We start from the raw sequence: 14291 nt of genomic DNA, 5'->3' as shown, positions 1-14291 counted from the left end.
TGTAGAAACTGCATGCAATCTATTCTTCTAAATCCGCTATTACGAACTTATTCATTTTTAGAAACGCCTTCATTGCATAAGGTGCTTTGTCTGGATCACTCATCAGTTTCTCCAGAATCGCAGGTACAATTTGCCATGAAATTCCATACTTATCTTTTAACCAACCACATTGACTTGGTGAACCTCCGTCACTTATCAAAGCATCCCAGAACTTATCTATTTCTTCCTGAGTATCACATTGAACTACAAACGAAAAGGCCTCATTAAATTTGAACTTTTGCTCTTCGGAACTACTCATCGCATTGAATATATTACCATTCAGTTTATATTGACCAAATAGGACACTACCCTCCTCCATTGGAGAATCTGCTGGATATGGGACTTCCATTAAAGTCATCGAATTAGGAAAGACACTTTGGTAAAATGACATCGCTTCATTAATCAAGCTTCGCTGTTCATTTGCAAATAAAAACGTCGGTACAATGTTTTGATAGTTATTGATTGGATCTACATCCAATTGCCAAATCACACCGAACTGATCTTTGACCATTGCGTATTTCCTGCACCATCCATAACTTCCTAAAGGCATAATAACCGAACCTCCCTCCATCAACAATGGATACAAACGTTCAATTTCAGCATCGGAACCGCAGTAAACGTAGAGTGAAATAGAATCATTTAACTTAAACATGGGCCCTCCATCCAATAGATGATAAGTTCTACGGCTGATCGAAAGCTGAGTAATTACATCGCTAGAAGAAAGAATCTCAGCATGATTAAAAACACTAGCATAGAATGATGATGCCGCCTTAGCTTGACCGTCAAACCATAAACAAGGAATTATTTCGGATTTCATATCTTTTATTTACTTTGAATAGTAATATAAAAATACTGAATAATTTATGGAATAATCATTATGCTGTTTAATATGAATGATGCTTCAAAAATTGACTATAAATAAAGTTTATAAATTCATGATTGCAGTTTTCACGTGAGTTTCCTCCCCTTTCTCTGTCCAAGCAAAGACAATTTGATTTCTACTCTTCACCATTCTCGGGAAATTTCTAACATGATTTGCGGTCACATTGATCGTCAAAATCTCTCCCCTTATGCCATTAGGACTAACTTGAACAACATTAAGTGCCGTACCATCAGCGGTTTCTTCTTGCCAACTTACCAATGCTTTATTATTAGAAATCATGACCATATCTACGCGGCCTAGAGGATTTCCTCCATCTATTCGTAAAGGCTCAGCAAAATGAGCACCGTTATCATTTGAAAAAGCAACTTTCACTTGTGGTTCTTCCCCACTCATTGTAAACCAAGCCAATCCAACAACTTTTCCAATAGCATCTAGCGAAGGTCCATTCACAGGACAACCTTCTATGCGCCATAGATCATTAAAAACTGGTTTCGGTGTTGTCCACTTTCCATTTACTTTTCGAACCACTGAAATGTCACGGATTTCTTCATCAGACCGATCACGATATGCCACGATGATACCTTCCTCTGTTTCTACGGCAGCAGTCTGGCAACAATCGCATATTCGACTATCCAGTTCCGCTTCCTCTGAAAGATTTCCATTTTGATCAAAAACGGCAGCTCTGAGCGTCATTGCTCCATGCCCTCCATGTCCATGACCACCTTCCTCATGCCCGCCGCCCCCTTTGGTATTCCTTCCATCTAACCAGGTAGCAAAGAATTTCCCATTAGATTGCGGTAACATACTTACAAAACCATGTTCGGCAGAAATACTATCTCGATGTGGAACAAAAGAAGAACTCCAGTTTTCCCCACCGTCTGCAGACTGAGCAATCCGAATATCATAATCATAAGTGCCTTCATCGCTTTTCTGCAACCAATGTGCTGCTAAGTATTTCTCATTTTCACCTCCCACAACGAGAGAAGGGAAATCAGCCCAATTAACAAACCAATTACCTCCTGACGCAATGGTTTTCGGAGCAGACCATTGATCATTTTTAAGCTTTGAAAAAAGCAGGGCATTTGTGGAATCGCTTAAATATTCCACCCAAGAAAGATATACTTCACCTTGATCGGAAACGAAAAGATTAGGTTCACCACCGTTTTTGCTAGGCGAAAGGATTTCATTTACACTCAGTTCTGTAGAAGTAGAGCTATGCTCCTCACATGAAATTAAGAACATCGCAATAATACAAATGCTATAAAAGCTGGATACACTCATACGGTTTCACTTTTGGATTAAAATAGACGTTGCAAATTAAACAATATGAATCCAGTTCTAGAATAAAGCTTCAAGCTATTTAATATAAAACCTACCAACTTTACAAGGACAAAATGACAACGTTTTCTAGAATTTTAACTTTTACTAAATATAGATTTACCGTTGCTTTCAATAATTATTTGTAAATATGCTATAAGTATGTAATTTAAAAGTTGGAATTTTAGCATTAATGCAAAATTAAAAATCAAACCAATCGATCTATGAAAAGAAGGGAAATTCTAAAGTATGCCGCAGTTGCTACTGGAGCTGCACTCTCGGCACCTATCATTCTGTCACTAAATAGCTGCAAACCTGATGATTTTGTAAAAGTAGAGAATTACAAACCTACTTTTTTTAATGATGCTCAGTTCAACACGCTCCAAAGTGTAGTTGACTTTATTCTACCAGAAACGGACAGCCCTTCAGCAAGTGACTTAGGTGTTCATCAAATGATCGATAATATGGTTGGAAATGTCTATACAGAAGAAAATAGAACAAAATATAAGGAGTCCTTTGAAGAACTATATCGTCAATTGACAACAGGAAAAGATTTTGCGAAAGAAAATGAGACTTCGCAGAAAGAGATCATATCTGCATTGAATGGTAAAGCAGTCGAAGCTTTTAGAGAAATCAAACAGCAAAGTGTTGCTTACTATTTAAATACGGAAGAGATCGGAACTAAATTTTTAAATTATCTACCGGTACCAGGAAAATACGAGGGTTGTATTTCATTAGAATCCGTAGGCGGTAAAAAATGGGCAATATGAGTTTTAATCAGAAAGGAAAAGAGGAAAGAACTTACGATGCAATTGTAATTGGATCGGGAATTAGTGGTGGATTTGCTGCTATGGAATTATGCAAGAAAGGACATAAAACGCTAATGCTTGAACGTGGAAGAGATGTTAAGCATGGTGAATACCCGACTGCGAACAAAGATCCATGGGAGTTAGCGAATCAAAATACAGTGACACAAGAAGAAGTAGCGAAACATTATTTTAAGCAAAACAGATTGAGCTGGTGGGTTCACGAGGATAATAAACATTGGATAAATAAAGATGATGAATATCCATATGACGAGGTTTCGAGATTTGATTGGATTCGCGGACATCATGTCGGTGGAAGATCAATCATGTGGGGAAGACATTGCTATAGGTGGAGCGATATTGACTTCGAGGGAAACCTAAAGGATGGTGTTGCAGTTGACTGGCCGATAAGGTATAAGGACATCGAACCATGGTATGATTATGCGGAAACATTTGTTGGTGTAAGTGGTCAAAAAGAAGGTTTAAAGCAAGTTCCTGATGGTAAATTCCTACCACCATTCGAGCTAAATTGTGCAGAGCAACATTTCAGAGAATCCGTTGCCAAGAAATATCCCGATAGAGTGATTACGCCAGGTCGAGTAGCTAATCTTACGCAATACAATCCCGATGTGCACAAAGGTACTCGTGGTCAATGTCAGACAAGAGACCGTTGCGTTCGAGGCTGTCCATTCGGAGCCTATTTCAGTACACTTTCGGCAACGCTGCCTGTTGCGATGGACACTGGGAACTTAAGTTTAAGAGCAGATTCGATTGTAACTGAAATCATTTTCGATACGAAAACGAGAAAGGCAACTGGTGTTAGAGTAAAAGATCGAGTAACCGGTGAAGAGCTAGAGTTTTTTGCAAGAATTATATTTTGTAATGCAAGTACAATTGGAACCACAGCTATCTTGCTGAACAGTCGATCTGAAGAGTTTCCTGATGGCCTTGGTAATTCAAGTGGAGAATTAGGACATAATATGATGGATCATCATTATGGAATGGGAGCTGGAGGAACGTTGCCTGGATTCGAAGACAAATATTACAAAGGACGCAAGCCAATGGGCTTTTATATTCCTAGATTCAGAAACATAGATGAACGCACGCGCCGAAAAGATTATATCCGAGGATTTGGATATCAAGGTGTTGCAAGACGATACAACAACAATCCAGAAGGACTAGTAGGTGCTGATCTGAAGAAAGAGATTTTCAAACCAGGACCATATTACATTTCGATGACTTGCTTTGGAGAATTGCTGCCTTATCATGAAAACCGAATGTGGTTGAATTTTGATAAAACAGACCAACATGGTATGCCTATTATCACCTTCGATGCCAAACTGAGAGAGAACGAGATGAAACTGAGACTTGATGGTGTCAAATGCGCTGAAGAAATGCTAGAAGCTGCAGGATGTACGAATATCAATTCTCACAATGACCCAACCGCTGTAGGAGCTGCCATACATGAAATGGGTACTGCCAGAATGGGACGTGATCCTAAAACCAGTGTGCTCAATAAATGGAACCAGATGCATGATGTCGAAAACCTGTTCATTACGGATGGTTCTTGTATGACGAGTTCAGCAACTCAGAATCCAAGTATCACCTATATGGCGTTAACAGCGAGAGCGGTAGATTATGCGCATAAGCAAGTAGATGCTGGTGTGTTATGATAAAAGCACTGTTAATTATCGATATGCAGAAAGGATCTTTTACAGAAGAGACACCGAGATATGATACTGGTGGAGTATGTGATCGAATCAACTTAATTGCGGAATCGTTCAGGAAGTCAGACTTTCCTGTGATTCACATTCAGCACGATAGCAGTAGATTTAAAAGATTTATACCTGGCACAGAAGAATGGGAAATCATAGATGAAATACACGTAGATCAATGTGACCATAATATTCAGAAAACGGCAAATGATGCATTTTATCATTCTGAATTGGAAACTTTACTATTAAACCATAAGGTGAGCGAGATATACATAACTGGCTGTGCAACTGATTTTTGTGTAGAGTCGACTATACAATCTGCTATCGTTAAAGATTTAAATATTGTTGTCATTCAAGATGGCCATACGACTGCAGATCGACCTCATGCTAATGCCAAAACGGTTATTGACCAATACAATTTTGTATGGTCTAATATGATTCCTACGAAGGGTTCTTTAAAAGTACTTTCAACTGACCAAGTCCTGGAAGCAAATGCAAAATGAAAAATGATCGTAAAAATATTACTGTAATTGTTGTTGATGATCACCAACTGGTGCTCGATGGTATAAACTTAATGCTTAGCCAAAGTGAAGAAATTAAATGCATTAAGACATTTTCCGATGGATACGAAGCATTAGCATTCTTGAAGGACAATCAAGTCGATGTCGTCATTATGGATATCGAAATGCCTAAAATAGACGGCATTAAATTGTGTACTTTAATCAAGGAAGACCACCCCAAGCAAAAAGTCATCGCCCTTTCAATGCTCATTCAGCATAGCATCATTAATCGAATGATAAAAGCCGGAGTCAATGGTTTTTTAATTAAAAACGCAAGTGCTGATGAGCTGAAATTTGCCATCAAAGAAATTCACAAAGGCAATCAGTATTATAGCTCAGAAATTCAAGAAAGAATTGACAAAAACACCTTAGAATTACACAAAGAAGGTATCCGTATTCCTAGCCTTTCAAGGAGAGAAAAAGAGATTGTTAAATTGATAATGGAAGAAAAAAACACAAATGAAATTGCGGATTTGCTATTTATTTCCTCAGGAACAGTAGAAACTCATCGCAGAAATATCATGAACAAGCTGGGCTGTAAAAATACTGCGGGAATGGTCAAATTCGTATTAGAGCACAAATTGCTATAGATCATTTAGGAAATTCAATATTGATACTCGTTCCTTGGTCTATCTGAGAATCAATATTAAGACTTCCGTCCAGAAATTCAACTCGAGATCGAATACCATCTAAGCCGAGTCCCTCACTTCCATTCACTTCTTCTATTCTAAATCCAATTCCATTGTCCTGTATGACAATGTTTACTCGCTCTTCAAAAACATTAATTTGTATCAAAATTTCTGTTGCATGAGCATGTTTTAGTATATTATTCAGCGCTTCTTGAATGATACGGTAAACCATAATTTCACGCTGTTCATCCAGCGAAATAAGATGCCCATTCCATTCATAATCCACCTTTAATTCCGGAGATTGTATTTCATTAACAATATCTGAAATGGCGCTTTGAAGACCATTCAATTCTAGGCCACGAGGAGACATTTTATGCGTAATCCGCCTGACTTCTGTACTAGCTTCGTCCAACAAGCTCTCCACTTTTTTCCCGATATTCATTTGCTCTGGCTCATCAATATCTTTTTGGAGAATTCCAAAGTGAATTTTAGCGCTAGTAAGCAATCCTCCGATACTATCATGTAAATCATGAGCAATCCTTGATCTTTCCGATTCCTGTCCTTCTAGCATAGAGGACATGGACATAATTTTTTGCTCCTGCTCTAGACCTTCAATTTTTTTAGCTGACAATTTTTTGTTGAACCTATTTTTAGACCAATAAAATAAAACACCAAATAATCCAAACCACAAAACCGCTGCAAGCCCACCTAAAAGCAGCTTTCTTTGATAACTTGATTTCGCTAAAGCTTTATCCTTTAATGCAATTTGCTTTTCCTTCTCAGCTGTCTGGTACTTGGTTTCGAATTCTGCAATCTTCGTATTCAAAGCCAGGTTGTCTAAGGAATCCCTCATGGCTCGATAGTCTCCATAATACTTCAGCACATCACCTGCTTTTCCGAGCCTTTCAGCAATGTTATAACGAATCAGGTAGAAGTCCAGCTTACTTTGAATTGTTCCTTTTTTCAAGGTAATTTCTTCATTCTCATTTAATACACTTTCAGCCTTCACATAATCTTTCAGATCATAGTATACGAAAGTTTTATTCACTGCAATACTTGCAGTCATAACGGAGTCACCCATTTCTAAACCTTTAGCTGCAGCCTTGTCATAATAATCCAAAGCAGCCGTTTTATTACCGATTCTCTTTTCTAACAATGCCAAATTCACAAATGATTTCATCAAAAAAACCGGGTTATCTGGTACTAGGTTAATGGCCTCCGTGTAATAATATCTGGCTGAATCAAATTCGTTCTCATGCTTATAATAAATGCCATAACTGGCGAGTACGAATGCTTTTTGCTCATTACTATTAGCGTACTTTAAAGCGTCCTTAGCGTAAACAAAGCTTGTTTTGTAATCATTTTTGTCATTGAACAACTTAGAAATACCATGCAGGCAAATTGAAATGGCTGCAGAGTCGTTATGCTCCTTGAAGGTTTCCAAAGCTTCACTCTTTAGCTTAATGGCCTCCTCATACTTTCCTTGTAGACCATAAATGAGAGAAATCTCATCTTTCAACTTGGCAGCAGCAACTTGGTCACCTAGTTGATCATTCAATTTTTCAGCCGCGGCAAATTGATTCAGCGCTTCTACATAATCATACTTATTTCTATAGTATTGGCCTTTGATAATTCCACTTTGGATAAGCATAGAAGGATCTGCTTGATCTGAGATCATGTTGAGATATATAAGGGTAGAGTCTATATTTTCATTTTTAGCCTTCCTTGCTAATGCTAAAATTTCCGTATCATCTATTTGTCCATTAATAGATGAGAGCAGGAAAATGGAAAAAATAAATGTTGCTAGATATTTCATACGATGAACTTAAGTCAATCTTTTATGGATAATGCTGCAATTTAGCCTTTCGAATGCGTACAATACATCTAGGAAAACTGGTATAGAGATATCAATGTCAATTTATTTAACAGCAAAGTTTATATGTGTAAGCAATTCATTTTCAGCAGTACTTCCTGGATCATTTTTATAGGTTTCAAATGGAAAAATATCCTTTCTAACCTTGAATTCCTTAGATCGTTGCATATTACTCATTGTCGACCATGCATTCCCGAGGTGCCGGTATGGGCCCACGTGTTCTAAAGTGTAAATCTTAGTAGATGGAATCTGTCCCTGTATAAATTCTGCTGGAAGATTAGATGGAATTTCATCTACAAACATTCCAGCGAGATAATGTGCTTGATTCTTAACCATGTCCCATTTCTTATACATCATGAAGACATTAGACATATCGCCGAAGCCATGAAGTTTTTGTATATCTTCTCCCATTTTCGAAGCAGCTGTATCTAGATTCGTCTCTCTCTCAACACCGATATACTTAGATCCGCTAAATTGGTGCTCACCTATAAAATTCAGTTCGGAATGGATCTCCCCATCTTCTACATAATCCTTTAATAAGTTTAATCCGCGTTCATAGTCATTTCCTATAAATGCCATCATCATCTTCTTCATCCAAAACATAAAGAATGGTAGGCTAGAGTCCATATTCCAGGTAACATTCGTATTATTCCCTTCACTATTCAAGGTGAAATTCACCTTGGCATGAGATTTAAAAGGTTTAATAAAGTTTAAATCCAGATCTATGGTTTCATATTCGACTTCATTGATAATTCTCATATCTCCGGAGCCTGTTCGCTTTCCATTCCAATCGTAGGATTTCGCATCTCCAGATACATTTACCACTGTTGCTCGATCCATAATTAACCACGGCGACCATACTACCCAAGTATTCAGGTCATTTATTGTATTAAAAACCTTTTCTACAGGTGCATTTATGAGTATTGATCTGGAAACTGTAAATTTGGGCATAGCGGGAGTTGTTTAGTTCTGTACTAAAATAGTTAAAAATTTACTAAGTGAAAAAAATTAATACAAATCGTTTAATCATTAGAGAAGCTGACATCAGTGATGCGGCGTTTATCTTTAGATTGCTAAATAATCCTACGTGGATAGAACATATCGGTGATCGAAATATTAAGACGCTGGAAGATGCCGAAAAATATATTCAAAACGCGCTGATCAGTTCTTATAAAAATAATGGACACGGTATGTACCTAATCATTGAAAAAGAAACTCAAAAACCGATGGGCCTTTGTGGATTCTTGAAACGCGAAGACTTAGAATTTGTAGATATCGGATTTGCAATACTCCCTGAATTTGCAGGAAAGGGATATACTTATGAAGCAGCAAAGGAAATTATAGAACGGTCTGAATTTAAATCTTTCTATGGAATCACTTCTGAAGAAAATATAGCCTCACAAAAACTGCTCACAAAGCTAGGGTTAAAATTAGTTAAAAAATTTCAATTTGGAAACTATGAAGATGAATCACTGCTCTATTTATATGAACCCAACAAAACACCTAAATCCAATTAATGGAACCAAAATGTTCAATTATTAATTAATCATTGAGATTGAATAGTAATCACGTGATCATAACCAATGACGAAAAGTATGAAATTATTAATTTGGATTTTTTTGCTGTTGCCTATTTTAAGCTTTGGCCAAGAGAATGATTATGTCCGTATAGGCGGGACGAACTTATCACTTGTTCCACCTCAAGGATTTGAGCCAAGTACCAATTTTAAGGGTTTTCAAATGGAAGATAATCCATATGCAATGATCATGGTTGTAGAAATTCCAGGTCCATTTTCTGAAATCAAAAAAGGATTTACCAAAAAAGCTATGGCCGAAAGAGGAATGGAATTAATCAAGAAAGAAAATAGAGCACTTTCCTCCTATGAAGCCAATTATGTAGAAATGGAACAAGAAGCAAATGGTGTTGTTTTTGTTAAATCCATATTGATCTATGGTAATGAAACTCAGACTGTAATTGTGAATGGAATGTGTCTTAAAGAGAATCAAGACTTGTTCCCCTTAATTCAGGATGCAATTTCTACCATAAAGCTTGATGAAACATTAGATGTCGATCCGAGAAGTGAACTCGCATTTACCTTAAATGAAGAGTTAATCAACTTAGAATTTATAGGTGTTGTCGGTAATGGCATGCTTTTTAATCGGGATGGGAACATACCTACTGAAAGTGAAGATCAGCTAAATGTATTCGTAGATAAGTCTTTCGCCACGGTCAATGCTAGTGATAAAGAAGGTTTCTGTCTTCAGCGTCTAAGTCAATATGATGATCCTTATGAGTTAGATAACGATAAAGGCTTAGAAAAGGTGGCAATCGATGGCATACAAGGATATTCTCTTTTTGCCAAAAATGAATTGAATAAAGGAGAAACAATACGTCAAATTATTTTGTTTCCAGAAGACGGAAGTTATTTTATTTTCCATGCTTCCTATCAGGAGGGTTATGAAAATACAGAATCAGATGTCGATCTGTTTTTTAAAAGTTTTAAAGTTAAATAATGAGCAAAGAAGTTAAAATTATGTGTCCTAAATGTGATTGGGAACCCGACGGTGGTTCATGGTGGATGTGTGAATGTGGACATTCATGGAATACCTTCGAAACCACTGGTAGATGCCCCAAGTGTAAAAAGATCTGGCAAGATACGCAGTGCCCTGGACCAGGAGTGCCGAATGGTTGTGGTGAATGGTCTCCACATATCGATTGGTATAGAAACTTAGATGAAAAACTTAGAGCTGAGCTTGAAAAGGCTTTAGAGATTGTAGGTGTAGAGGTCTAGTAAGCAACTTTAATAAAGCATTCCTAATATATCATTTTAGAAAGTGCTGTGAATGAACCACAGATGTGAATTTAATATTAATTATTTGATATAGTTTTGTAACATTTTGCATTACTAATCGTCTGCTTAATATTAGCTTCTAGTATATTTCTAAACGGATCATTAAATGTGTATCTATATAAATCATTATAATCTAAGACTAGTATCCTTGCTTATCCAAGACTTCCCTGAATTCATTATCCAACAAATAAATGGATAAAAGAAATACATTTATCGTCTTGGTATTTTCTGTAACTAATATTCTTTTTCATTTAATATTTTCTTGCAACCTTGAATATCACAGAGATGAACTTTTGTATTTCTCATTAGGAGATCATCTTAGTACAGGATATTACAGTGTTCCTCCTATGATTGGATGGATTGCATTTGTTATGAAGAATCTATTTGGGAATTCTGTATTTGCTGTTCGGTTATTCCCCGCCATTTTATCTGGATTTCTAGTTTACTTAACTGCCTTGTCCGTCAAAGAATTAGGCGGTAAAACCTTTGCTATAATTGTTTCCTGCTTGGGAATCATATTCATGCCTGTGACTTTACGTGCATATCATCTTTTCCAGCCAGTTCACATAGACATTTTCTTCTGGACATTAATTTTATTCCTAACGATTAAGTATTTCAAGTATAAAAACAACACTGTATTGATCTACTTAGGTGTAGTCGTTGGATTATCTGTATTAAACAAGTATTTAGTAGTGCTACTTATTTTATCTCTCTTGCTATCTATATCCTTAACAGATAAAAGAAAGCTATTACAAAATAAATATCTGTACCTAAGTTTTATAATCAGTATCACTATCTTCTTACCCAATTTTTTATGGCAATATAATCATGGGTTCCCTGTCTTTAGTCATATGACGGAACTCAATGAAACTCAGCTTGCAAATGTAGATCGCTGGTATTTTTTATCTGACCAATTATTAATGGGTTTCACATTTAGTATTTTTACTGTAGCTGGCATCTTGTTTTTCCTTAAGAATAAATCTTATCGCTATTTAGGGTTGACATCAATATTTGTCATTGGTACTTTATTATTTCTACGTGGAAAAAGCTATTATACCATAGGAATGTTTCCGATCCTTTTGGCAGGCGGATCAGTCTATATTGAGAAAATTGTTAAAGATTGGCGTCTAAGGACATTATTTATTATTCTTCCAGTTCTGTTAGTACTTCCTATATTACCGCTAGGAGTTCCCATTTTTAAACAAGATGGCTTGGTGAATTTTTTTCAAAAATTAGAAGATAAACATGGGCTGATTATGGGAAGAAGATTTGAAGATGGTTCTATACATAGCTTACCTCAAGACTATGCTGATATGTTAGGTTGGGAAGAACTGGTGATGAAAGTAACTATTGCATTTAATGAAATTCCAGATAAATCACAAGCACTTATATATGCAGAAAATTACGGACAAGCAGGTGCAATCAATATTATTGGTAAGAAATATGATCTTCCGAGTGTAGTCAGTTTTAATGAATCATTTATTTATTGGATTCCAAATCGGCTAGAAAATGATATCAGGTACTTTATCTATGTTAATGATGAATTAGGAGATGATATTCAAGCTTTATTTCAAACAATTGTCCATATAGGAGAAGTGACGAATATACATGCTCGTGAATATGGAACAACCGTATATTTATGTTCAAACCCTAGATCAAGTTTTAGTTTATTTTATAAAGAAATATTAGATCAATTATAAAACTTACTTTAATTCCCTGATCATAATATTCCTAAAATCAATAGGTTGCCCTTCACTTTGTAAGGCAATATGACCTTCTGTAAGTAATTTCCCATCAATCTTAATGCTTGGATCATAGCCATTTGCAACTCCTCCGCCAATTTGTGGTTTAGAGTATTCCAGGACATTTTCACCGTTGATAATATGCGTAATTAGAGAATCACCACGAACGATTAATTCTGCTTTCACCCATTGATCGCCGAAATAAGTATCTGATGATGATTCAATGCAATGTCTAGGATCTAATTCACCTTCGAAAACAATATTCGTTCCTGGTGAACACATATTTCCTGTAGGTCGCTCTTTCCCCCTTTCCATTCCAGCTAGGAATTGCATTTCCACAGAAATCGGCCAGTCTTGTTCCTTAAGCATTGTTTTCGGATCTTGACTATGATACATTACACCACTATTCTTATAAGCATAAGATGGCGTTCCAGGACAAACCTCACCCACAAAACGATATTCCATTATCAAATGAAAATGTGAGTAGGACTTGTTAGTATAAAGATGTGCGAAACGGTTATTAAAATCATCTCCATATTGATCATATCTTACTTTAATCATTCCGTCCTCAGCGCGAAAAGTATCTCCAAAATTATCTCCAGTTTCATAATGATGGATTTTAGTAGTCCAACCATCTAAATCAACCCCGTTAAATAAATCTACCCATTCCGACACTTCATCCATCTTAGGCAGTGTTTTCTGACCAGTACAGGAAAATATTAAGAAACTAAATAATAAAATTGTTCTCATACAAAATTGATTTTATCTTTCATGTTAAATCTAATATATAGAAAATATGCTCCAAGTTAAAAAAACAGATGCCCTAGATCCTGATTTTATTTTTTTAGTGAAAAAACTCGATGAGGATTTAGCAGTAAGAGACGGTGATGACCATGATTTTTATGATCAATTTAATAAAATCGACCAGTTAAAATACACGATGGTAGGTTATGTGGGAGGACTTCCAGTTGCATGTGGAGCAATTAAAGCGTTTGATGAAGACACGATGGAAGTAAAGAGAATGTATGTGAATGTGGAAGCTAGAGGTCAAGGGTATGCAAGTAGAATTCTCAGTGCGTTAGAAGAATGGGCAAAGGAATTAAAGTATAGCAAGTGTATTCTAGAAACAGGGCGCAAACAACCTGAAGCAATAGCACTCTATAAGAAAAACAACTACCTAATTACTGAAAATTATGGACAATATAAAGGCATCGGAAACAGTGTTTGTTTTGAAAAAGCACTTTTATAGATAATTGTACTTTTCCAGCATCTCCATTTTTAATACAATTCACAATTTCCATCAGATCTGATGCATTCTTACTTGCAGAATATACAGTAAAATGCCAACCTTTTATGATGAAAATCGGTTAAATGAATGATCTAAGTCATATTGATCATTAAATCTAAATGATAGCTTTGATTCGGAAATTAACGTAAAATACTCACAGAAATCATTTAATATTGAAAAAAAGTAATCATGGGAGAAATCGAAACAAGTGATCAACAAATAACTTTATTCTACAACTCTAATTCGTCCAGAGCTAAGCAAGCATTGGCATATGCCAAAACCGAAGGCTTGTCAATATTAGAAATAGACATGTTAAAAACGACCCTTTCAGGTACTCAAATTGTAGAATTAGCCGAAAGACTCAAATTAAAAGTGAGCGACTTAGTAAACCAAGAACATCTTGCTTATAAATCGAAATTTGAAAATCATGATTTATCTGATATCGATTGGATTAAGATGATTCGGCATAATCCTGAGATTATGAAGCAACCGATAGCAATTCGCGGAGACGTAACGATCCTTGTGGAAACGCCTACAGATATTATTAAAATATAATAATAGCCTTTCTTCAGATCCCGATAGGTAAAA

General features: G+C 36.1%; 15 protein-coding genes. 10 read left to right on the top strand and 5 right to left on the bottom strand.

Going from position 1 to position 14291, the window contains the following annotated elements; genetic code table 11:
- Nucleotides 1–19: 19 nt before the first annotated feature.
- Both L2586_RS12430 and L2586_RS12425 read right to left on the bottom strand, forming a co-directional pair.
- A complete protein-coding gene (locus L2586_RS12430; RefSeq protein WP_235293229.1) occupies nt 20–856 on the bottom strand; it encodes a VOC family protein in 837 nt (278 codons plus the stop codon).
- A gap of 108 nt (nt 857–964) precedes the next feature.
- Complete coding sequence (locus L2586_RS12425; RefSeq protein ID WP_235293228.1) at nt 965–2203, bottom strand: hypothetical protein; 1239 nt, start codon at nt 2201–2203, stop codon at nt 965–967.
- Nucleotides 2204–2463: 260 nt separating this feature from the next.
- Here L2586_RS12425 and L2586_RS12420 point away from each other — a divergent pair, with 260 nt between their 5' ends.
- Genes L2586_RS12420 through L2586_RS12405 form a run of 4 tightly spaced genes read left to right on the top strand, consistent with a single transcriptional unit; the run spans nt 2464 to nt 5910 of the window.
- Nucleotides 2464–3009 (top strand): gluconate 2-dehydrogenase subunit 3 family protein, encoded by a 546-nt coding sequence (locus tag L2586_RS12420; protein ID WP_235293227.1) that lies wholly within the window; start codon nt 2464–2466, stop codon nt 3007–3009.
- Nucleotides 3006–4718, top strand: a complete 1713-nt coding sequence (locus L2586_RS12415) for a GMC oxidoreductase (protein ID WP_235293226.1) — start codon at nt 3006–3008, stop codon at nt 4716–4718. The genes L2586_RS12420 and L2586_RS12415 overlap by 4 nt, the downstream gene beginning before the upstream one ends.
- The gene (locus L2586_RS12410) at nt 4715–5263 is read left to right on the top strand and encodes a cysteine hydrolase family protein (RefSeq protein WP_235293225.1); all 549 of its coding nucleotides are present in this window, start codon (nt 4715–4717) and stop codon (nt 5261–5263) included. The genes L2586_RS12415 and L2586_RS12410 overlap by 4 nt, the downstream gene beginning before the upstream one ends.
- On the top strand, nt 5260–5910 hold the full coding sequence (locus L2586_RS12405) for a response regulator transcription factor (RefSeq protein WP_235293224.1): 651 nt from the start codon (nt 5260–5262) through the stop codon (nt 5908–5910). Before L2586_RS12410 ends, L2586_RS12405 begins: the two co-directional genes overlap by 4 nt.
- A gap of 1 nt (nt 5911) precedes the next feature.
- Here L2586_RS12405 and L2586_RS12400 read toward each other — a convergent pair whose 3' ends face one another.
- Both L2586_RS12400 and L2586_RS12395 read right to left on the bottom strand, forming a co-directional pair.
- A complete protein-coding gene (locus tag L2586_RS12400) occupies nt 5912–7765 on the bottom strand; it encodes a tetratricopeptide repeat-containing sensor histidine kinase (protein WP_235293223.1) in 1854 nt (617 codons plus the stop codon).
- A gap of 102 nt (nt 7766–7867) precedes the next feature.
- Nucleotides 7868–8773, bottom strand: coding sequence for an SRPBCC family protein (locus L2586_RS12395; protein WP_235293222.1), 906 nt, complete (start codon nt 8771–8773; stop codon nt 7868–7870).
- Between the two features lie 47 nt (nt 8774–8820).
- Here L2586_RS12395 and L2586_RS12390 point away from each other — a divergent pair, with 47 nt between their 5' ends.
- The 4 genes from L2586_RS12390 (at nt 8821) to L2586_RS12375 (ending at nt 12373) form a co-directional block, all read left to right on the top strand.
- Complete coding sequence (locus tag L2586_RS12390; protein ID WP_235293221.1) at nt 8821–9339, top strand: GNAT family N-acetyltransferase; 519 nt, start codon at nt 8821–8823, stop codon at nt 9337–9339.
- Nucleotides 9340–9417: 78 nt separating this feature from the next.
- Nucleotides 9418–10335: a hypothetical protein gene (locus tag L2586_RS12385; protein ID WP_235293220.1), complete on the top strand. Its 918-nt coding sequence runs from the start codon at nt 9418–9420 to the stop codon at nt 10333–10335.
- Nucleotides 10335–10613 carry a hypothetical protein gene (locus L2586_RS12380; RefSeq protein WP_235293219.1) on the top strand — a complete coding sequence of 93 codons (279 nt, stop codon included), beginning with the start codon at nt 10335–10337 and terminating at the stop codon, nt 10611–10613. Before L2586_RS12385 ends, L2586_RS12380 begins: the two co-directional genes overlap by 1 nt.
- Before the next feature lie 251 nt (nt 10614–10864).
- On the top strand, nt 10865–12373 hold the full coding sequence (locus L2586_RS12375; protein ID WP_235293218.1) for an ArnT family glycosyltransferase: 1509 nt from the start codon (nt 10865–10867) through the stop codon (nt 12371–12373).
- Between the two features lie 3 nt (nt 12374–12376).
- On the opposite strand, the gene L2586_RS12370 is transcribed toward L2586_RS12375, so the two are convergent.
- Nucleotides 12377–13165 (bottom strand): 3-keto-disaccharide hydrolase, encoded by a 789-nt coding sequence (locus L2586_RS12370; protein ID WP_235293217.1) that lies wholly within the window; start codon nt 13163–13165, stop codon nt 12377–12379.
- A 46-nt stretch (nt 13166–13211) separates the two neighbouring features.
- Between L2586_RS12370 and L2586_RS12365 the strand changes: the two genes are divergently transcribed.
- Nucleotides 13212–13664, top strand: a complete 453-nt coding sequence (locus L2586_RS12365; protein WP_235293216.1) for a GNAT family N-acetyltransferase — start codon at nt 13212–13214, stop codon at nt 13662–13664.
- Between the two features lie 228 nt (nt 13665–13892).
- On the top strand, nt 13893–14258 hold the full coding sequence (locus L2586_RS12360; protein WP_235293215.1) for an arsenate reductase family protein: 366 nt from the start codon (nt 13893–13895) through the stop codon (nt 14256–14258).
- Nucleotides 14259–14291 lie beyond the last annotated feature (33 nt).

Origin of the sequence: Portibacter lacus (assembly GCF_021533215.1) — a bacterium.
Lineage (GTDB): Bacteria > Bacteroidota > Bacteroidia > Chitinophagales > Saprospiraceae > Portibacter > Portibacter lacus.
Note: the sequence above shows the minus strand (reverse complement) of the source record. Positions and strands in the feature narration are given on the sequence as shown.

What these genes read in the sequence shown, in the direction of transcription:
- L2586_RS12430 (WP_235293229.1), bottom strand. Translation starts at nt 856, where the DNA reads ATGAAATCCGAAATAATTCCTTGTTTATGGTTTGACGGTCAAGCTAAG.
- L2586_RS12425 (WP_235293228.1), bottom strand. Translation starts at nt 2,203, where the DNA reads ATGAGTGTATCCAGCTTTTATAGCATTTGTATTATTGCGATGTTCTTA.
- L2586_RS12420 (WP_235293227.1), top strand. Translation starts at nt 2,464, where the DNA reads ATGAAAAGAAGGGAAATTCTAAAGTATGCCGCAGTTGCTACTGGAGCT.
- L2586_RS12415 (WP_235293226.1), top strand. Translation starts at nt 3,006, where the DNA reads ATGAGTTTTAATCAGAAAGGAAAAGAGGAAAGAACTTACGATGCAATT.
- L2586_RS12410 (WP_235293225.1), top strand. Translation starts at nt 4,715, where the DNA reads ATGATAAAAGCACTGTTAATTATCGATATGCAGAAAGGATCTTTTACA.
- L2586_RS12405 (WP_235293224.1), top strand. Translation starts at nt 5,260, where the DNA reads ATGAAAAATGATCGTAAAAATATTACTGTAATTGTTGTTGATGATCAC.
- L2586_RS12400 (WP_235293223.1), bottom strand. Translation starts at nt 7,765, where the DNA reads ATGAAATATCTAGCAACATTTATTTTTTCCATTTTCCTGCTCTCATCT.
- L2586_RS12395 (WP_235293222.1), bottom strand. Translation starts at nt 8,773, where the DNA reads ATGCCCAAATTTACAGTTTCCAGATCAATACTCATAAATGCACCTGTA.
- L2586_RS12385 (WP_235293220.1), top strand. Translation starts at nt 9,418, where the DNA reads ATGAAATTATTAATTTGGATTTTTTTGCTGTTGCCTATTTTAAGCTTT.
- L2586_RS12380 (WP_235293219.1), top strand. Translation starts at nt 10,335, where the DNA reads ATGAGCAAAGAAGTTAAAATTATGTGTCCTAAATGTGATTGGGAACCC.
- L2586_RS12375 (WP_235293218.1), top strand. Translation starts at nt 10,865, where the DNA reads ATGGATAAAAGAAATACATTTATCGTCTTGGTATTTTCTGTAACTAAT.
- L2586_RS12370 (WP_235293217.1), bottom strand. Translation starts at nt 13,165, where the DNA reads ATGAGAACAATTTTATTATTTAGTTTCTTAATATTTTCCTGTACTGGT.
- L2586_RS12365 (WP_235293216.1), top strand. Translation starts at nt 13,212, where the DNA reads ATGCTCCAAGTTAAAAAAACAGATGCCCTAGATCCTGATTTTATTTTT.
- L2586_RS12360 (WP_235293215.1), top strand. Translation starts at nt 13,893, where the DNA reads ATGGGAGAAATCGAAACAAGTGATCAACAAATAACTTTATTCTACAAC.